The organism is Paraburkholderia susongensis, from assembly GCF_900177725.1.
Classification (GTDB): Bacteria; Pseudomonadota; Gammaproteobacteria; order Burkholderiales; family Burkholderiaceae; genus Paraburkholderia; species Paraburkholderia susongensis.
Genome location: NZ_FXAT01000002.1, coordinates 834,225 through 852,728, shown reverse-complemented (window position 1 = coordinate 852,728; position 18,504 = coordinate 834,225). Strand labels below are relative to the sequence as shown.

Annotated in this window: 22 protein-coding genes and 1 tRNA gene; 5 read left to right on the top strand and 18 right to left on the bottom strand. The window is 60.1% G+C overall.

The genetic code is table 11. The features are described from left to right. Positions 1 to 63: 63 nt before the first annotated feature. Positions 64 to 154, top strand: a tRNA-Ser gene (locus B9Z01_RS08905). A 149-nt stretch (positions 155 to 303) separates the two neighbouring features. Here B9Z01_RS08905 and B9Z01_RS08900 read toward each other — a convergent pair. From B9Z01_RS08900 to B9Z01_RS08830, 17 genes are all read right to left on the bottom strand, one after another. Next, positions 304 to 2,370, bottom strand: a complete 2,067-nt coding sequence (locus B9Z01_RS08900; RefSeq protein WP_085481923.1) for a phage tail tape measure protein — start codon at positions 2,368 to 2,370, stop codon at positions 304 to 306. Continuing rightward, on the bottom strand, positions 2,370 to 2,567 hold the full coding sequence (locus B9Z01_RS08895) for a hypothetical protein (RefSeq protein WP_085481921.1): 198 nt from the start codon (positions 2,565 to 2,567) through the stop codon (positions 2,370 to 2,372). The genes B9Z01_RS08900 and B9Z01_RS08895 overlap by 1 nt, the downstream gene beginning before the upstream one ends. Beyond that, positions 2,564 to 2,893, bottom strand: a complete 330-nt coding sequence (locus tag B9Z01_RS08890) for a hypothetical protein (protein WP_143808868.1) — start codon at positions 2,891 to 2,893, stop codon at positions 2,564 to 2,566. The genes B9Z01_RS08895 and B9Z01_RS08890 overlap by 4 nt, the downstream gene beginning before the upstream one ends. Continuing rightward, positions 2,868 to 3,368, bottom strand: a complete 501-nt coding sequence (locus B9Z01_RS08885) for a hypothetical protein (RefSeq protein WP_085481917.1) — start codon at positions 3,366 to 3,368, stop codon at positions 2,868 to 2,870. The genes B9Z01_RS08890 and B9Z01_RS08885 overlap by 26 nt, the downstream gene beginning before the upstream one ends. Continuing rightward, positions 3,365 to 3,523: a hypothetical protein gene (locus tag B9Z01_RS35485; protein WP_167387457.1), complete on the bottom strand. Its 159-nt coding sequence runs from the start codon at positions 3,521 to 3,523 to the stop codon at positions 3,365 to 3,367. Before B9Z01_RS35485 ends, B9Z01_RS08885 begins: the two co-directional genes overlap by 4 nt. A 5-nt stretch (positions 3,524 to 3,528) precedes the next feature. Next, positions 3,529 to 3,834, bottom strand: a complete 306-nt coding sequence (locus B9Z01_RS08880; protein ID WP_143808867.1) for a hypothetical protein — start codon at positions 3,832 to 3,834, stop codon at positions 3,529 to 3,531. Between the two features lie 55 nt (positions 3,835 to 3,889). Next, positions 3,890 to 4,084 (bottom strand): hypothetical protein, encoded by a 195-nt coding sequence (locus B9Z01_RS08875; RefSeq protein WP_085481913.1) that lies wholly within the window; start codon positions 4,082 to 4,084, stop codon positions 3,890 to 3,892. Between the two features lie 2 nt (positions 4,085 to 4,086). After that, the gene (locus tag B9Z01_RS08870) at positions 4,087 to 4,389 is read right to left on the bottom strand and encodes a hypothetical protein (RefSeq protein WP_085481911.1); all 303 of its coding nucleotides are present in this window, start codon (positions 4,387 to 4,389) and stop codon (positions 4,087 to 4,089) included. A 68-nt stretch (positions 4,390 to 4,457) separates the two neighbouring features. After that, positions 4,458 to 5,423 (bottom strand): hypothetical protein, encoded by a 966-nt coding sequence (locus tag B9Z01_RS08865; RefSeq protein ID WP_143808866.1) that lies wholly within the window; start codon positions 5,421 to 5,423, stop codon positions 4,458 to 4,460. Between the two features lie 770 nt (positions 5,424 to 6,193). Beyond that, positions 6,194 to 7,606: a virulence-associated E family protein gene (locus B9Z01_RS08860; RefSeq protein WP_085481907.1), complete on the bottom strand. Its 1,413-nt coding sequence runs from the start codon at positions 7,604 to 7,606 to the stop codon at positions 6,194 to 6,196. Further along, positions 7,603 to 7,908 (bottom strand): hypothetical protein, encoded by a 306-nt coding sequence (locus B9Z01_RS08855; RefSeq protein ID WP_085481905.1) that lies wholly within the window; start codon positions 7,906 to 7,908, stop codon positions 7,603 to 7,605. Before B9Z01_RS08855 ends, B9Z01_RS08860 begins: the two co-directional genes overlap by 4 nt. After that, positions 7,905 to 8,072: a hypothetical protein gene (locus B9Z01_RS35480; protein ID WP_167387456.1), complete on the bottom strand. Its 168-nt coding sequence runs from the start codon at positions 8,070 to 8,072 to the stop codon at positions 7,905 to 7,907. The genes B9Z01_RS08855 and B9Z01_RS35480 overlap by 4 nt, the downstream gene beginning before the upstream one ends. Continuing rightward, complete coding sequence (locus B9Z01_RS08850; RefSeq protein ID WP_085481903.1) at positions 8,069 to 8,278, bottom strand: helix-turn-helix transcriptional regulator; 210 nt, start codon at positions 8,276 to 8,278, stop codon at positions 8,069 to 8,071. The genes B9Z01_RS35480 and B9Z01_RS08850 overlap by 4 nt, the downstream gene beginning before the upstream one ends. A gap of 239 nt (positions 8,279 to 8,517) precedes the next feature. Further along, complete coding sequence (locus B9Z01_RS08845; protein WP_085481901.1) at positions 8,518 to 9,786, bottom strand: tyrosine-type recombinase/integrase; 1,269 nt, start codon at positions 9,784 to 9,786, stop codon at positions 8,518 to 8,520. Between the two features lie 548 nt (positions 9,787 to 10,334). Next, positions 10,335 to 10,952, bottom strand: a complete 618-nt coding sequence (locus tag B9Z01_RS08840) for a hypothetical protein (RefSeq protein WP_085481899.1) — start codon at positions 10,950 to 10,952, stop codon at positions 10,335 to 10,337. After that, positions 10,949 to 11,536, bottom strand: coding sequence for a hypothetical protein (locus tag B9Z01_RS08835; RefSeq protein WP_244195961.1), 588 nt, complete (start codon positions 11,534 to 11,536; stop codon positions 10,949 to 10,951). Before B9Z01_RS08835 ends, B9Z01_RS08840 begins: the two co-directional genes overlap by 4 nt. 317 nt (positions 11,537 to 11,853) lie before the next feature. After that, positions 11,854 to 12,075 (bottom strand): hypothetical protein, encoded by a 222-nt coding sequence (locus B9Z01_RS08830; protein WP_085481897.1) that lies wholly within the window; start codon positions 12,073 to 12,075, stop codon positions 11,854 to 11,856. Positions 12,076 to 12,111: 36 nt separating this feature from the next. Here B9Z01_RS08830 and B9Z01_RS08825 point away from each other — a divergent pair, with 36 nt between their 5' ends. After that, positions 12,112 to 13,041, top strand: a complete 930-nt coding sequence (locus B9Z01_RS08825) for a phytanoyl-CoA dioxygenase family protein (protein ID WP_085481895.1) — start codon at positions 12,112 to 12,114, stop codon at positions 13,039 to 13,041. A 103-nt stretch (positions 13,042 to 13,144) separates the two neighbouring features. On the opposite strand, the gene B9Z01_RS08820 is transcribed toward B9Z01_RS08825, so the two are convergent. Then, positions 13,145 to 14,077, bottom strand: a complete 933-nt coding sequence (locus B9Z01_RS08820; protein ID WP_085481893.1) for a hypothetical protein — start codon at positions 14,075 to 14,077, stop codon at positions 13,145 to 13,147. Between the two features lie 274 nt (positions 14,078 to 14,351). Here B9Z01_RS08820 and B9Z01_RS08815 point away from each other — a divergent pair, with 274 nt between their 5' ends. The 3 genes from B9Z01_RS08815 (at position 14,352) to B9Z01_RS08805 (ending at position 18,476) form a co-directional block, all read left to right on the top strand. Beyond that, positions 14,352 to 15,629, top strand: a complete 1,278-nt coding sequence (locus tag B9Z01_RS08815) for an MFS transporter (protein WP_085481891.1) — start codon at positions 14,352 to 14,354, stop codon at positions 15,627 to 15,629. 231 nt (positions 15,630 to 15,860) lie between these two features. Next, complete coding sequence (locus B9Z01_RS08810; protein ID WP_085481889.1) at positions 15,861 to 16,427, top strand: DUF4142 domain-containing protein; 567 nt, start codon at positions 15,861 to 15,863, stop codon at positions 16,425 to 16,427. A gap of 306 nt (positions 16,428 to 16,733) precedes the next feature. Then, positions 16,734 to 18,476, top strand: coding sequence for a tetratricopeptide repeat protein (locus tag B9Z01_RS08805; RefSeq protein WP_085481887.1), 1,743 nt, complete (start codon positions 16,734 to 16,736; stop codon positions 18,474 to 18,476). Positions 18,477 to 18,504: the final 28 nt, after the last annotated feature.

Genomic DNA, 18,504 nt, shown 5'->3' with positions numbered 1-18,504 from the left:
CGCGGGGAAGTGGCTGGGGGTGTAGCGTAGGGCGCGAAGTTTGCTATAATTCGGCTCCCCGCCGGAGAGATGGATGAGCGGTTTAAGTCGCACGCCTGGAAAGCGTGTATAGGTTAATAACCTATCCGGGGTTCGAATCCCCGTCTCTCCGCCAGTACGGTATGTAAGGTGCTGTTTTGTAAGCACTTTTACTGGCGAACAATTCCGTACATACGCTTCTACATACGTGGCGAAATACGGTGCAGTAAAGCAAAAAGCCCCACCATATCGGCGGGGCTTTTGTCTTTTACGGCCTTCGTCGCGCTAATGGTCGCTGCCGTCGTACATCGCACTACGCTGCTTCACGGCGGTATGCCTGTTCAGCTGGCGGATAACCTCGACACCCAGGTCATGCACAGATTGCGTCGGCGCGGCGTTCACTGTGATGCCGCCAACGTTCACAGTGTGCTCGATCACGGGCGGGGCACTCCGCGCTGTCGCCATCGGTGGCGCCTTCATTGGGGGCGCTTTGGGCGTGGGGTTCGCCGGGTTCTCGCCGTTCGCCATCGACGTTGCAATCTCGTCGTTCGATCGGCCTGCGAATCGGGCCGCCGTGGCGCGCGCGAAGTCCAGCGGGTTCATGTGCGCAGACGCCACCAGCCACTTGCCTGCGCGCACGTCGGCGATGCCTTTCTTTTCGTCAACGTCTGGCAGCCCTGCGGCCTTCGCTGCGGCCAGTGCACCCGTTGCCAATACGCCCACCAGGCCCAGCTTGCCCAGGAAGCCCATCAGGCCCGTTGACGCTCGCCCAGCTGCTCCCGCTGTCGTGTCCATCGATCCGCCCAGCGTGGTCATCGCAGTAGTAAGCCCGATTGTCGCCAGCTTCGACACGCCGCCAGCCACGGTAAGGGCAGCAACGGCGCCAGTGAGCCCGACGAAAGCGACCGTAGCAAACTTGAACGCCGTCGGCGACTCATCGGCGAACCTGTTCAGCGCCTCCAGTGCTGATGCAGCGCTCTCCATCGCGCTCGTGAACGCTGGCAGCAGAACGGTTCCCATACGCGTTTGCGCGTCCTCCAGACGGGCGCGGGCGTTGTCCATCTTTCCGGCCGTGGAGTTCCTGTTCGCCTGGTCTGACGCGTCGATGCCGTTCGCTTGGGCAACGTTCCTTCTATCTTTCCAAATGTTTGCATCGAAGCGCATCCGGCTAACGATCATGTTTGCAACGTTCGGATTCGACGCAATCGCGTTCGCGAACTTCAGCAGGGCGGCCGGGTCGCTAAGATCAACGCCCTGTTTCTTCGCGAGCGGAATCAAATGCTCATCGACCCATTTCTGCGGGTCGCGCAAGAAACCCTTTGCGTCCACCAGAGCGTCAGGAGAGACAGTTTTTACCTTGCCGGTTTTGTCGAACTTGACGCCGTTGCGGTTGAGCAGTCCCAACTGCATCATGTGATCGAACGCGCCGTGTGTCTGGTGGCCTCCTATCCAGGCGTTGACCCAAGTGCTGCTGCTCGTCCCGAATCGATCAGGGCCCATCGACTGCATGAGAAAAGTGTCGCCGAACAGGGCTTCGTCATCCATCGCCTGAACCGCACCCTTGCCGGCGCGCACAGCCGTCAGCAGGTCGCCAACACCAACCTTGCCGTTGCTTCCTGTCACCGACCTGAACGCCCAATCGGATTTGCGGCGCATCGAAGCCGGGTCAGTCGCGCCGCCGCGCTCTTCGGCAATCTTCACGAGTTGATAGGCGGAATCGCCCGATGCCATATCCGTATGGTGCAGGCGGTCGTACAGCTTGAGCCCGGAAATCGCCTGCAGCGCCGTAGGCAACGCTTCGATTGCGTGGTGCGCATCACCCAGTGCCGTGCGCAGTTCGGAAACCGTTTCGGCGGCCTTGGTTACGCTCACGCCGAACTGCTTGGAGTCTTGCGCCGCCTTCACCATTGCGTCTGCTTCGTCTTTCGAGACGCCAGAGTTGCGGATCACTGTGACAGCGTTTTCGCGATTGATCGCAGCGCCGACCAGCGGGCGCGCAACCAGGCCGGCAGCAGCGGCTCCCACGCCCACGCCGCGAATGACAGAGCCGCCAATACCGACGATAGTTTCTGCGCGCTTGCGGGATGCCGCCAGGCGATCCTGGGCACGTCGCGTGCGGTCCAGTTCCTGCGTCAGCTTCGCATACGAATTGCGCAGGCCGTCAACATTGCGGCCGGCTCGCCCGAATTCACGAATCGAGCGGCCTAGGAGTTTTTGACGACGCTCCAGGTCCTGTACCGATTTGCCTACGCCGCCGATGCTTTTGTTGATGGTGTTGAAGGCGCCCTTCAGCGTGGGAGAGATCGCTCCACCGATCTGGATGACCGAGTTCAAGCGTTGATTTTTTGCCATCAGTGACGCGCCTCCAGGGGAATGTCCTGCGCTTCCATCGCCGCAATATCCATTTCAAGCTCGCGCACCAGCTGCTCAGCCGCTGACACAGAATCTTCGAGTTCTTGCAGCGATGCACCGATGATTACGTCGATGCGATTTTCGAGCCGCTGCGCTCGCTTCAGTACGCGTTTTGCGCGCTTCGTTTGCTTGCTCATTCGGCCACCTTCGCTACCAGGTTGTGCAACGGCCCGATGTTTTCATAGAGAGCCAACGCGATGCCACGAGCGATGCGCTCTCGCGTATCGTCATCGATCATCTGGCCCGCATCGGGTTCCAACGCGTCAGCCGCTTCGTGCGCCAAAGCTGCGGCGACGTTCCGCAGGCGCGCATTCGACAGCGCATCGCGCTTGTCCTGCTCGGCGTACTGCGCCTGTTCCTCTGCTGTCGGCACAAGGTGTTTTGCAGCCTCGCGGGCGGCAGCCATAACAGCGGGCATGTTCGAGAACTGGCTAACGTCAATCTTCGGATTCGTATTGCTCATTTGTGATGCTTTCCTTGGTGTAGTTTTCGGGATTCCCTGCTTGCGTCAGCGCTATATCGATTTCAGCAAGCATTCGCTTCTTCCATAGCGCCTCGTTCGTCTCGCCTATCAGCTGAATAACAGCGCGCTGCGGAATGCTGCGCATATTGGCTTGAATCACGGCGCACATGTTCGACTGTGCACGCTCGAATACATCAATCGGCGCATACTCGCCGCGAGTGACTGCCAATTCGTGTTCAGCCCGCGCCGCATCTGCGTTCAGTTTGCGCAGGCGCGCACGGTCGATTTCCTCGCCCAGTTCGCCGCGAGTCATGAATGCAATCAGCGCAGGCAAAGACTCGCCCAGCATGAACTTGCCTCGCCCGATGCGCGCAATGGTGCCGTCCGTCGCGCGGTCGAAAACCCAGCGCCGCGACATGCCGGTAAGTGCAGCCAGAACGTCGGCGGAAACTTCCAGTTCGAGAACTTCACTCACCGTTTGCCCCGCGCCTGCTCGATGATCGGTTGATCGGGATTGATACGCCGTGCGCCCTTCGGTGCCGGATGGCGGCGCTTGGCGTTGTATTTGCGCTTCGGCTTGGCCCGCTCAGGCGTCGGTTCGGCGCGGAGTGAAAACAGTTTCGCGAGCAAGGCTCTCATTCGTCGCAGCCATCAGTCAGTTGCGAGCCATTCAGTCGAATGGCCGCGTTATCCAGTTCGACAGCGAGTTTTCGTAGCTGAATCTGCGATGAACTGACGATGGCCGAATCCGGCCGCGCGACTTCCAGCATCTCACCGATTGTGTGCAACGAACGCTGCAGGCGCTTGCATACCTCGGCGCACTGCTGGATGAAAAACTGCGGGTGATTTGTATTCATGTTTTCGTGTAGTAGTACCTGGCATTTCCGGCCCCAGGCTGGCGAAGAAAAAGGCCGCGTTTCAGCATCACGGTGCGCGCCCATTCCCGCGCTCGCGAACTTTCAGGATTGGCGCGCCGCGAGCAGCGCCATCCGCGTATTAACCCGCGCGGCCCGGTTGGAAATCATTTTGTTGCTGCTTCGGCACCACCAGCGCGCGCGTCAGCACGCTGCGCAGGGCGCTGTTCATCGATACGGGCACGAACGTTTCAGAGGCGATGCGCTCGCGTTCGGCGTCAAGTGCGCGAAGAAGGCCCGTTGGCAGGCTGAAAGAGATTTTTTGCATGGTTTCCATTGTCAAAACTCCGGTCGAAGCGGCCACGATGCCCAGGCAGATTTGCTGCGCGCTGCGCCTTCCGACGCGCGTTTGTGAGCGCGGGCCACCACGCAGTCGTGCAGCATGTCCAACGCCGCAGTTACATGCTCAGCGGACAATTGCGGCCAGCGACTGCGCAGCCAGGAAGCCGCCTTCGCGCGGTCGTAGTCGAACGCGCTGCGGCCATCAGCCGTCATCACGACAGTGCGGCGCGCTCCAGTCTCGATGTCTGCGATGCCGCGATCCACGATTGTCGCGCCAGCGATGGCGGCCGCGACATCCACGGGCAATCCAACAGGGGCGGCCCGCTCGACTGGCTCAACCGCACGGCGGCGGCGTGACGGGGGGTTCATCATGCTGCTGCAGCCGCCGTCCAGATAACAGCCGGGTCCGCAATCGGGCATTGAGCCGACGCGAAACACGTCACCGTCACGTCACCGTTCAGCGCTCCAGCGCGGCTCACCAGAATGTCGATGGTCGGCCACAGCGCCGCGACGATGGTTCCCGGTGCGTAGATGTAGCTGCCAGCCGTCTGCGCGGTCAGGTCGGCGCGGATACCGGGATTCACGATGAATTCGCCTGCGCCGTTGTAGCCCGCCCCGGTGCCAGCCGTACCGACGACGCCCACCAGGTCGGCGATGCGAAGGTGCTGTGTGGCCGCCAGTGCGTGGGTGAACGGGACCGGGTTCGCCGCAGCCATCGCTGCAAACACGGTGCGGTCGATGTATTCCGCCAGGCCGAACAGAACGCTGTTCAGCAGCGTGGCGAACAGGAATTCGCCGCCGCCGACTTCCTTGTCTTTCGCGCGAGTGATGACGGTCGAAAACGCCGCGCTGGCGGCTTCCGGCCACGAATACGAAACGTCTTTGAACGGCAGCGGCGATACGGCCGCAGCGGCGCCATCGGCGACATCGGCGACATCCGCGAACGTCGCCGGCAGCTGGCGTCGGACCAGCGCGCTGTCTTGATACATTCCGTAGAGGCCGCGAGTGCGGTCGCCGTCCGGCATAACCATCTTGTCGCGGGGGGCCGCCAGTTCAAGCTTGATGCCGCTCGCCAGCGCCACGCTGCGCGCCTTCAGCACTTCCGCCGGATCAATCGTATGCACCTGGCCGGCATCGACGCTATTCAGGCCATACACGTTGTCGGCGCCGATCGAGTTTGAAACGAATTCGGCCAGGTTCAACTGCATGCGCGTCACGACTTTATTGCCGCCAAGCGGAATCAGTCGCTGTGCATCGCCGTTGCCTTGCACGTACATCGCCGGATGCTCGCGCATCACGTCAGCATGGGCGCGTGCCAGCGGGTTGAGCGTCACAGTGCGGCTGCCTCCAGTGGTCGGCTTGAGCGCTCGCAATTGCGCAGCCACTTCGTCGTCGGACAGGTGTGCCATCGGGCGCGTTTCGTTTTCGTGCATGGTTCGTGGAGCCTCGGGTTATCGATGGTTCTATTTTCCGGTGCCATCGGTCGCGTTTCCTCTTGTGGGTTCTGCGTGACACCGTTTCCCCGCACTATCCCGCAACTGCACCCCCGTTTCCACTGGTGGGTTTTCCACTTTTTGCGCACGGTCGTGCGCTGCGAAAGTGCAAGTGCAGGCGAGTTCTGGGGCACGCAGGGGTTATGCGTCGCGGACCATTGCGATCCGCAAGCGCCACCCCGTCGCGGAGTACCTTTTGTCTTAGGATTGATGCCTGCCGCATCCATCCAGCCCCGTGGGAGCCCCGCACACGATGCACGTACCCGATGCGCGGACGTGAGTGACAATCCATCAGGACTACCAGGCACACGGCAGAATGGCATCCAGGATGCGGTGGAGCGTGGTTGGTTACGAGACCGACGAAGCGTAACCACGTAACCACGTAACCGATGTAACCGATGAAACCATAGACTTCCTATATATCCCCCGCGCTCTGCTCAATCCCACAGTTGGGCTATCGCTTATATCTCTCAAACTATGTAGTTACGGTAGTTACGGTATCCGCAAGCCTTTTATTGGCGCGGGTTTGAGCCGTTACTACCTAGCGGCATTAGGTGGTAACGATCGATGCATAGGTGGTAACAAAAAACCCGCCGAAGCGGGTCTGGTGGCTAGATGGGTGCGGAGTCGTCGTCATCATCGCGAATCCATACTCTCGTCGGCTTACCGCACCTTCGTAACAGCCGTCGATCGTATCCGATAAGCCCTAGGATTCTGGCGGCGCGCATCTGCTCCGGCCGTCCTTGGCGCGCAGTCTCAACCCCTATTCCGGCCAGCACTTCTGACACCAGCACTTCGCTGCGACCGATGCACCATTGAGAAATGGTTTCCTCCCATGCGTCGGTTTCGCGCCGTTCATCCGTCTGCGCTCTGGCGGCCTCGGTCGGAACTTCCCACCAGGTGGCGCGGGCATTGAACGCTTCCACGGCTTCGGCGAAAAGCTGTTCGCGGTTGCTCTCCAGCCAGTCGTGGTCGATGCTCGCCACAGCAAGAGGCCAGAAACGACGCGCGCCGGTCGCGTCGCGCAGGTATTCGCGTTCGTTTGTCGTTCCAGCGAACACTACGCGTCGCGGCAGGTTGACGGCGCGTTTTGCGTAGGGAAGTCGGCAGCGGTCCTCGCGAGATGACAGCGCCTGCTTGATACGCGTCACTTCAGTTTTCCGAAACGCATCAAGCTCAGCTACCTCGATCAACCAAGTGCCTTGGATGGTCACAAAAAAGTCCTTCGTGTCCATGCCCTCTGACAACTCTGAAAAATACTTTCCGCCAAGGATGCCAAGCAGTTTCGACTTACCGGCGCCCTGGGAGCCCTCGAATACCGGCATGGTGTCCACCTTGCAGCCAGGCACAAGCCCGCGAGCCACCATCGACAGGATGAAGTTTCGCCCGATGGCGTTGTGATACTCGTCGTCAGGCGCACCGACCGCGCGCTGCAGCCAGTCACCCAGGCGCGGAGTGCCGTCCCATCGCAGCGACTGCAGCCAGTCGCGCAACTCGTCGCGTTGGTCGGCCTGCGCCACAGCGATGGCGGATTTCTCTACCAGGTCATCGCCGAACTTCACCAGCCCGAACTCGCCCTGTAGCACGGCCGCGACGCGTACGCGGTCAGAGTCAGCCCACGGTCGCGGCTCGTCACAGTCCCATGTAGTAAAAATGTCCTGGTGGAACGTGTCGTACCAGATGCGACTGGCAAAGCGCGGATGCCTTCGCAGCACTGCTATTGCATTGTCGATGTTTGCGTAGGGCGCACCGCTCATATTGGTGGTAAGCGCGATGCCGTGATGGGCCATCGCTTCCACTGCTTCGTGGTCGTTTGCCGGCCGCACGTTTTCTTCCAGCCGGCGCACACGAGCCGCGTCGCGCGATGCCTTCTCGGCTTCGATCAATGCTGGCGGCTTCTGAAAGCGTGGTTCGGCCTTCGGTTTTTTCTTCGGACGCGATGCCGGCACTGGTGGCTCCGGAACATCCAGCGTACCCGCGAGCCGCATAGCGCGGATTTCCTCAATCGAAACGAACGCGCTCATTCGGGCACCTCCCCGGCGCGCTCACGCTTCGGCTTCCAGCCGATGGCGCGCAATGCGCGGCGCACAGCTGAGGGCGTATAGCGGACATGGTCATGAACCCCATAACTGGCCTGGCGAATTCGCGCGGCAAAATCCCCGGCATCTTCAAATTCGGCTCCACGCCTAATCTCGCGCATCACAAATTTGATAACCGCATCGTCGACGGCGCGCTGGTTCCGTTCATCGTCGTCGAGAAGCATTGCGTCGTTGACTTTCTTCCACGCCAGGAAGTCTGCGGGCGTCAAGTATTGGCTATCGCTCATGCCAGCCTCCCAGCAACGGCGATCAGGGCGAGCACTGCGAACAGGCCAAACGGACGGTCGCAGTCCGTGAAGAGGCGAGTAATATCGATAAGCATGGTGATATAATTAGGACTACGGTTGTTTTCGTGATGAGTGGTGTTCTTCTGGGCGGTGCGGGCGTTCATGCTGCACCGCCTTTTTCTTGCCCGAGCGATGCGGCGATGCGGCCGTTGATCCAGTCCTGGATATCTGCCTCAAGCCAGCCAACAGCTTTAAGCCCGAGACGGATAGGGCGAGGAAAGGTGCCGGCCTTCATGGCCTTATAGACGGTGCTTTTCTTCAGCGGCACAACCGCCAGAACTTGGTCGATGCGGAGAACTCGGTTTCCCATTTGGATATCACCCGGTAGGTTGATTTAGAACGCAGTCGCATTAAATCTGCTTGCGGGTGCAGTTTCCACTTGTGGGATTTCCGTTTCCACGTGTGGTTTCTGCGCGATGCGGGTCTCTTCCATATCCAAATAATCACGCGAATTGATGCCGATTAATCGGGCATCACCGTGCATCACGAAAACGGGTCTTTAGATTTTTGCTCTAAAAACAAAAAACCCCGCTTGGTGCGGGGTGTTTGTCATGCTGCGATGGGCATTTGCGTCGCTGGCGGAGTCTCTATGTAGGTCGCCCAGTCGTCCATCAGTACGCGTCGCTTCTCGAACATCGCGCCACGCTGGTAGGCCGCTTCGCTGTCGTCCGCCAGCTTGTGCGCCAAGGCGTGTTCGATCACCTCGCGCTCATGGTGCGATACCTCGCCGGCCCAGTCACGGAATGAACTGCGCATGCCATGCGGGACCACTGGCCGGTTATCCTCCATCGGATCGACCCATAGCGGCAGTTCGGCTTTCTCGCGACGACCGTTGATGATCTTGATAACTTTCCCCATTGCCGCGTTCGACAGTCCACCGTCACCGCTCGGGAACACGTGCTGAAAGCCGAACTCATCCTGCACGGCCTGCATTTCCTTCAGGATTTCGATTGCGCGGCGGCAGAGCGGGGTATGGTGCGCTCGAGCCCGTTTCATGCGCTGCCCCGGAACGATCCAGACGGCGTTCTGCAAATTGATTTCGTCCCAGGTGGCACCGATAGTCTCGTTCGTTCTGGCGGCCGTCAGGATGGTGAATTCCAGCGCACGCGCTGCCACGCCTGGGCGCTCGCGAAGTTCCAGCATGAATTCGTTAATCTGTCGGTAGGGGAGCGCTGGAAAGTGCGAATCTTCCTGCACCTTCCCAGGCGGCGGCAGAAGGGTGTCAAGGTGGTTTTTCCAGCGTGCCGGGTTGTCACCAGTCCGCAAGTGCCGCGTCGTTGCCCAGGCTAGAACGCGCTCAATTCTGCCCCGCACACGGCTTGCCGTTTCGTTCTTCGTCGTCCAGAGGGAATCGCGCTCCAAAATCCGAACGACGCATTGAGTATCGACTAGCGCAACGTCCAAGCTGCCGATGATAGGGCTGGCATAGGTCGCAAGGGTGTTCGTCCACTGATCGGCGTGCTTCTCGTTCTTCCAGCCGGACTTGTGGGCATCGATATAGGCCGCGCTGCACTGGTCGAACGTCATGCGGTTGGCGGCCTTGGCCTTGGCGGCTTTGCGCTCTGCCATAGGGTCGCCACCTGCCCCCAGTATGGCCCGCTGCTCGGCCGCTTTTTCGCGCGCAGCCTTCAGGCTAACTGCCGGATACGGCCCCATGCCGAGGTTGTAAATCTTTCCGTGCCTCGCATATCTGAATATCCATGATTTCGTACCGGACTTGCTCACCTGCAGCCAAAGGCCGCCGCCGTCGCCGTGGTATCCGCGCCGATCTTCATTGCTCACGGCGAGCGCCGCCAGCTTGTTAATTCCCCGTCCCATAGTCTCTCCGCCTAACTTTCTAACATACGTTTGTACATACGTTCTAGTCGTCTATTTGAGTGGATTATGGTAGACGAGAGTAGACTAAAAATGCAAGAGAATCAGTTGCTTAGATGAATATCCGTGAACGTCCGTGAAGTGCAATGATAGGCGGAGAAAGACCGTCTCTCCGCCAGTACACACACCTTCCGCAAAATCCTGATTAAAGGGCTTTGCGCGAATCCCAGAAGCACCTGCCACGCATGGTTCCCATACGGACCCCTAAGTCACTCACAAAGTGAACTCAGGAAATCGGCGGCGATGCCTGGATAAGACCGGTCTTCGCCGCTACCCTCAAGGGTTGACTGGGCGAGAGTCGACGCAAAACAGCAAATGGCTGCACATGCTCGAAAAAGCGCTTGCCAAAATACAGGTGGCGTCCGGCTGGACACAGTGCGAGATAGTTAATCAGAGACCGATACGCGCGCTCGAAAAGTGGCTATGCAAAAAAACCTCAGCGAAAAATAAATTCCGCCGAGGCCGCCCGCTCACGAAGTGGCTAAGGCTATTCAATAGCCGGAGGGCATACTTTTCAGTATGTGCAGCATCCTTCGATTTTTTTGTGTTTCGTCGGAAACCTGCTCATACGCAGTCAGTTTCTCCACTGCCTGCTGTACCGGAATGCTATTGATCGCTGCCTTTACCTTCTCGCTGGAGTAGCCGGTGGGTATTTTTCCGCCCGTACCGAAAAAGACTCGGGCTATGGCAATCCCGGTTTTCTTTTCCGCAAATCTGCTGGTGCATACGGAATGGAAGTCCGACTCCCTCATCTCGAATGTGTCGCAATCCTGGCGCAGGTCAATATAAGCATTGGCCCATTGCTGAAGATCCCTCGTCGCCACGAACAATTCCAGATCCTCCGTGCGCTCGAGCTCCGGCGCCGCATCGAACAATCCGTCTATTTCCCAATGATTCCCGGCTGGCCTGAGAGTCACGTAAACCGGGTTTTCCAGCTCCGCCCGATTTGAAATGCTTACGTTCCACTGGTTGTTGACTTCAAGCGCGACTGTATCCGTGGAAGGAGATGCTGGCGTCAACTCAGCCGAAAACGATGAAACAGAGAGCGCGAGCGCAAAAGCACCGATGGAAAAATGAACTGGAAGCCGCATAAAGCGCTCACCCATCATTTAGCGTTGGTCAGATCGGCAAGGCGTTCGAATACGCCAGCCTGCGCCAAAGCCCATTGAGGCGAACTTACGTAGCGCATATTATTATTTTTCGGATCATCCCACGATTTTTTTGCCGCATAGCCCATTTGTCCGGCAATATAGGCCTTGGTTACTCCCATGGGCACGAACACATCGGCAAATGCGCTATTGCAGGGCGTATATGCGTAAGTTTTTTGCGGAAAAGAGGCGCAACGCATAATTTCGGTCTGCTCGCCATAATTACCTCTGTCCGTATAAGTCTGGAAAGAGTATTCCGTGTAGTCTGGCGCAAAACCTGTCAAATCAGCATTGAAGGCGATCCGTTCCTGGCGGTCATTTGTAATTTCCTGGCGGCTCGTCGAAATACTGACCACCCGGTATTTACCATCAGCGATATTTTTCTCGATAAGCACATATCGAGCACCTTTCATGGCGTTCTTTCCGAGAACGGGAGACACGAACTTGATGGGCTGTCCGTTGGCATTCTTGACGGGTGGCGTCATTGCAAGACAGCCGCTAAGTGCAATTGCAGATACCAAAGCGGTGATGGTGCAACCTTTCATTTTATCTCCGGCAGATACATTTACGGGACTACGATTTCGATGTAAGCGGCAGTGCGTGCTGTCGCTTACATGTAGTTAACGGCAGGGGTTCCGGGAAATTTAGATGTAAGGTTGACGGGTGACATAAGGCGGTTCTGCTTCGGTGGGCCTTTTATTCAGGCGCCAGGCACGCCTCTCCCTGCGCGGTGTCGGCATGACCGAATAACACTCCCTGGCGAAGAGCGTTGTTGATGCGCTCGCATGCGCTACCGAAATGCACCGGGTCATTACATCGATACCGGCGGTTCGCTCCAGGCGATCGCGCTGACGACCTTGCGCTACACCTGCATCAGCCCGCCCTCGAGAAAGGTTAGCAACAGCAACGTGCCGCTGGGGCTTCGGGCTGCACACATGTTGACGCCCGGATGGCGGCGCTGCTCGGTCAAAATCGGCAATTTATGACCTTCTTCCCGGTCGTATGTATAATTTGCCGATTCATAAAAATTCAATGCAAGCTGGAACTCCGCGCGGCCCCCTCCAGATTCGAACGCTAAATGCATGCGAGGGCGCCGCACGTCATATAAAACGAGACCAAAATGAGCAATATCAAGAAAAACTTCGAAGAACAGGGGTTCGCGATTCTTCCTTCGTTTTACTCGGCTGACGAGGTTGATGCAGTTGTCGCGTCCGTCGCGGAGCGCAAGCGGCAGCGCCCAATGAACGTAACCATTGACCTTCTTGATACAGGGGAGCGGAGCTTACTGGGGCTGCTTTCACCCGAAGAGATAAAAAGCCGTCGCATGAAGATCAACGATCTTTATCTGGACATGGAAGACGTCCGCGAGCTCGCTCTATCGGATCGGATTGCACCAGTTCTTCAGGAACTGCTCGGGTCTGCTCCGGCTCTCTGCAACAGTCTGTATTTCGAAAAGGGTAGCCAGCAGCCGGCGCATGTCGACGCGATATACATGACGCCAGTCACGAATGACCATCTGATAGCAATCTGGGTTGCGCTCGAAGATTCACACGTAGATGCCGGGCAGCTTTTCTACTATCCGGGCAGCCACAAAATCGAACAGATGATTTTCAGCAATGGAACTCGCCAGAGCATCCCGACAGAGATGACAGAGTGGCATTCGTATATGAGCGCTCAGGTTGAGAACAATCGTCTGGAGAAACAGACGTTCGTCGCGAAGAAAGGCGATGTGTTGATCTGGCATGCCAATCTGCTTCATGGCGGCGGCCCCATCGCCGATCCGGCACGCACTCGAAAATCACTCGTCTTTCATTATTTTTCGTTGCCGGACGCTCAATCACTTGGCTATAAGCTGGAGGCGAAGTCATGTGGTTACTGGATCGATCGGCCAATTCAAGCAGTGCCTGAAGCCGCGTTTCAGCGCGCTGAGTTTGAAAAGGCATATCTCGCCAAATACGAAGACGTAGCCAATGCGGTTCGAGCGGGGCAATTTGCTTCTGGAACCCATCATTACGAAGTGTGTGGCCGGGCTGAGGGGCGCACTATCTGAATGGGTCATGCCGCTGGCATCGCTCCGGAAGTGATGAGGAATCCATTGCAAATGACCGGCGAGGCTACCCGGACATCCACCGGGCAGCCCTGACAAAACCGGCCTAGATATCCGCGTAGTCGATACCGGTCAGCGCGCCGAGGTGGGCAACCGTAGTGAAATGCGATTCGTGTTTCGTATCGATGTCCAGCTCCCGCACGTTGCCGCCCAGGTCGGTCACGAACGCGCGGCGCCCGCGCCGGTCCAGGGACACGCCGATGCCTTCCTTCAGATCGCGCGCGAGTACCTCGCGCTCGACAAGCCCTGACGCGGTGATCTTTGCGCGGTTTAACGTATTGCCGTCATGCGTATCGTCGCCACGATCCGTCCAGTAGAGGATGCCGTCGCGATGATCGATATCGAGATCGATCGGCTCGGGCAGATGATTCAGCAGACATTCGAGATCGGGACGCGCATCGGATTTCGCCCCGGCGGGCAGATCGATGCTTGCCCTGAAGATGCGACCTTCTCCCGCATCCGGCGCTCCCTTTTGCGTCCAGTAGATATGCCCGTTTGGCTTGTCCAGCGCGATGCCCACGCAATGGCGGGTCGCGTCGCCCGTATCCGCCGGGAAATTGCCGGTGCGAACGAGTTCAGTGACCTCCGTGCCGTCCATGCGCGCGCGCATGACGCGCATGCCCTCGCGATCGCACCAGTACAGAAAGCCGCCTTCCTTGTCTAGCGCGAGCTCCTTGGGGGTTCCGGCTACCCCGGAAGGCACGAGCACACGATGCTCGCTTCCATCGAACTTCGCGCTTTCAATCGTGCCGTCGTTCGGCGGAATTGCGCCGGGAATCGGATCGCCGTCGATCAGATGGATGCCGGTGCCCATGTTGGTCCAGTAGATCACCTGGTTCTCGGCATCGACCTTGATGCCGTCGGGTGTACGCGTGAGATTCGCGACGACGACTTCGTGCGAACCGTCCGGCCACAGGGCGATGATCGCCGGTGGACGTGCCTGCAGGACATACAGCGAACCGCCATTCTCGGTAGCCACGTTAAGTACCCTCCATCTGGTGATGAAAAATCGTCGTATTGCCGGAGTCGATCCGTCTACTGCGCAAGCAGTACCCGACAGACTACCCGAGGTTGCATGAGAGCTTCGTGAATGTTTGCTATCTCGCGCTGCCTCAATCGATGACATCAGGCTGACTTCCGTGTGTCAATGGCGAGAAACCGGTTTCGCTCGCCGGGCGGCGGGTCTCATCTTGCTCTAAACTAGCGGCCGTCCGAGCCAGCCCGCTGAGCGTAACGTAAGCAGCAAGACACCGATGCCCCCCGACCCCGCTGATCCCGCCCATTCCCCCTCGTTCAGCCTGCCGAAGCACCCGCCGTTCCAACGGTTCTGGTGCACCCGCATTCTGTCGTCGCTCTCGTTCCAGATGCTCGCCGTCGCGATGGGCTGGCACGTCTACGCGCTCACGCATAGCGCGTTCGCACTCGGCCTCGTCGGCCTCGCGCAATTTCTGCCGATGTTCCTGCTGACGCTCGTCGTCGGTCACGTCGCCGATCGCTACGATCGCCGCCGCATCGCGGCCGTCTGCCAGAGCCTCGAAAGCGTCGCTGCGTTGCTGTTCGCGTTCGGCACGTTCGGCGGCTGGATCAGCGCGCCGGTCATCTACGTGCTGGCCGCCTGCGTCGGCGCGGCGCGCGCGTTCGAGTCGCCCGCGGTGTCGTCGTTGTTGCCGGCCGTCGTGCCGCGCGGGTATTTGCCGAAGGCGACCGCCTGGGCCACGTCCGCGAATCAGACCGCGCAGATCGCCGGGCCCGCGCTCGGCGGTCTGCTCTACGGTATCGGACCGGGCGCGGCTTATCTCGCGTGCACGCTGTCGTTCGCGGCCGCGGCGGCGTCCGTCTGGCGCATCCCGCTGCAGATGAAGCCGGCAAGCCGCGCGCCCGTCACGCTCGAGTCGATCTTCTCGGGCATCGCGTTCATTCGCCGCGAGCCGGTGATTCTCGGCGCTTTGTCGCTCGATCTGTTCGCGGTGCTGTTCGGCGGCGCGACCGCGCTCCTGCCGATCTTCGCGCGCGACGTGCTGCACGCGGGGCCGATCGGTCTTGGGTTCCTGCGCTCGGGCACGGCGATCGGCGCGCTCGCGGGTACGATCTGGCTCGCGCATTTCCCGTTGCGCGAGCGGCCCGGCGCGGCGATGTTCGGCGGCGTGATCGCTTTTGGCATCGCGACGATCGTGTTCGGACTGTCGCATCAGTTTCTCGTGTCGCTGATCGCATTGATGGTGCTCGGCGCATCGGACACGATCAGCGTGGTCGTGCGGCTTTCGCTCGTGCAGTTGCGCACGCCCGATGAAATGCTCGGCCGCGTCAGCGCGGTCAATTCGCTTTTCATTGGGACATCGAATCAATTGGGCGAGTTCGAATCGGGTCTGACGGCAGGGTGGTGGGGCGCGCAGCCGGCTGTGCTGGTCGGCGGCGCCGCGACGATCGCGATCGCGCTGCTGTGGATGCGGCTGTTTCCGGAATTGCGGCGCACGCGCACGCTGGAGCGTGAGGACGAACTGGCGGCGAACGCCCCCATCACGACCACATGAAGCACCGCATATTCCTCTGAGGGTTACCTAAGGTTACAGAAGCGACAGCACCGTTTCACATGCTGTGCGACGTGCCTCCTAGAATCGGCAGCGATAAAAGCGTGACGCCGCACCTCGCTCGCAAGCCGCTTGCAAGGTTTTGCGAAAGGGCGGTTTTCACGCACACCTCGCGCATACGTTTGCCGTTGTTTGTCTTTGTATGCCGCTTCGCTTCCACCTCAAGGAGAACTTATGAACCGTCTGCCTTCCGTTCCTTTCGCCAGACTCGCCGCCGCTGCCTGCATGACCGGTCTTTTGACTGTCGCCTCGGCGGCGAGCGCCCAGACTGCGGCGCCAGCGGACGCGGGCCGTCTGCATGCCGCCGACCAGGCGTTCATCGCGGACGGCACGCAAGCCGTCGCAACGCAGCGCGACGCCGCGCGCATCGCCAGCGCGCGCTCCACCGATCACGACGTGAAGGCGTTCGCCGAACGTGTCTCGAACGACGACGCGAAGATCACCGACGCGTTGCGCGCGGCGAGCCCGCGCGGCGTCGATGTGCCGAAGAACGATCCCGATGCGGCCGTGCTTGCGAGCATCAACAATCTGCGCGGCGCGGAATTCGACAAGACGTATATCGAACAGGTCGCGCTCGCGGGCGATCAGAAGGCGCTCTCCGCGTTCCAGGCGGAAATCGCCTCGGGCCGCGACGAGCAGTTGAAGGACGTGGCGAAGAAGGCGCTGCCGACGATCCAGCAGCACTACGCGATGGCGCAGGATCTTGCGAAGCGCAAGCATCTGTCGGCTTCGGCGCAGTAGGCGGGAGCCCGCCTTCTAAGGGCGGGGCCGGGGTGATCGATTTCGCCGGGTCCCGTTCCCGATCAATCTGATGTGAATACGCGTCGCGCTGATTCCAGGCGCGGCGCGCAACGCTGGCGCGGCTAATAATGGCTGACTCCGCGACTGACTGCATAGCTGACTTCGCAGCAAAACACCCCACACCATTTCCCCACGCGCGCAGCAGTTCGAACCTAGGCTTTTCGGCGATAATCGACCGCTTCTGCGGCTCCCGCCGCGCACGACGCCTGCGCTGCGCTCGCGCTCCACGTTCGATTCAACTACCGCATGAGCAAGCCCGCCAATCTGCTGCAACAGCTGGACCTGATGCTTCGGCAAGCCGTCGCGCTTCAGTGCAACGGCGCGCTCGTCGAGGCGGAAGAACTATATCGCGAGATTCTCGAACTCAAGCCCAGGCATGTCGACGCGTTGCGCTGGCTCGGCGAGCTTGCGCTGCAGACCGGCCGCTTGCAGGAGGGCGCCGATCTGCTCAACAAGGCGCTTGCCGTCGACGCGAAACAGGCGTCCGTGCATTCGAACCTCGCCTACGCGTTGAATGCGTTGCAGCGCTATGACGAAGCGCTCGCCCGTGCCGATCGTGCGCTCGCATTGCAGCCGAAATTCGCGGACGCGCTGAACAATCGCGGCAATGCGCTCGCCGCGCTGAACCGGCCGCTCGATGCGCTTGCGAGCTTCGATCGCGCGCTTGCGCTCGCGCCGGATTTCGCGGCGGCCTGGAACAATCGCGCGTGCGTGCTGCGCGACCTCGGGCGCGCGAGCGATGCACTCGACAGTTGCGAACGCGCGCTCGCGTTGCAGCCGAACTATCCCGATGCGTGGAGCAATCGCGGCAATGCGCTCGGCGACCTGAACCAGCCGCAGGAAGCGGAGCGCAGTTACCGGCGCGCGCTGGAGCTGGCGCCTGGTTTCGTCGATGCATGGAACAATCTCGGTCTCGCGCAGATCGATCTGAACCGGCGCGAAGAGGCGTTGTCGAGTTATGAACGCGCGCTCGCGCTGAATCCCGCGTCAGCGGAAACGCACTGGAATCAGGCGCTCTGTCTGCTGCAGATGGGGCGCTTCGAGGCGGGTTGGCGCGCCTACGAATGGCGCTGGGAGCGCAACCGCATCAAGACCGGCAAGCGCGGTTTCGCGCAGCCGCTATGGCTCGGCGATTTTCCGCTCGCGGGCAAGACGATCCTGCTGCACGCGGAGCAGGGCCTCGGCGACACGCTGCAGTTCTGCCGCTATGCCGCGCTCGTCGCAAAGCTCGGCGCGAAGGTCGTGCTCGAAGTGCCGGCGCCATTGATACGGCTTCTGTCGACGCTCGACGGTCCCGCTCGGGTGATCGAAGCAGGGCAGTCGCTGCCGCCGTTCGATTGTCATTGTCCGCTGCTGAGTTTGCCGCTCGCGTTGCGCACCAATGAGGCGAACATTCCATCGTCCACGCCTTATCTTTTCGCCGATGCGGCGGCAACGAGCGAATGGCGCGAACGCATCGACGGCTTCGATGCCGACACGAACGCGGCGCACAGACAACCGAAGCAACTCAAGGTCGGTCTCGTGTGGGCCGGTGAAAACCGCGCACACATCGCAGAACTGCGCAGGATCGACGCGCGCCGTTCGATCGCATTCGAACAGTTCGCGCCGCTTCTCGACGTGCCGAACGTGCGTTTCTTCAGCGTGCAGAAGGGCGCGGCCGCGCAGCAACTCGCAGAGAGCACGCAGCGCGACCGCGTCGCCGACTACACAGACTTGCTGCACGATTTCGCCGATACCGCGGCGCTCGTCGCCAATCTCGATCTCGTGATTTCGGTCGATACGTCCACTGCGCATCTGGCCGGTGCGCTCGACAGACCGGTCTGGATTCTGAACCGTTTCGACACCTGCTGGCGCTGGATGCTCGAACGCAGCGATACGCCGTGGTATCCGCGAGCGCGTCTCTTCAGGCAACCGGCGCTCGGCGATTGGGACAGCGTGATCGAGGCCGTGCGCGAGGCGCTGCTTGCATTCACGCCGTCCCGCCATTGAATCTCCAGTGAGTCTCCACCGGGCATCC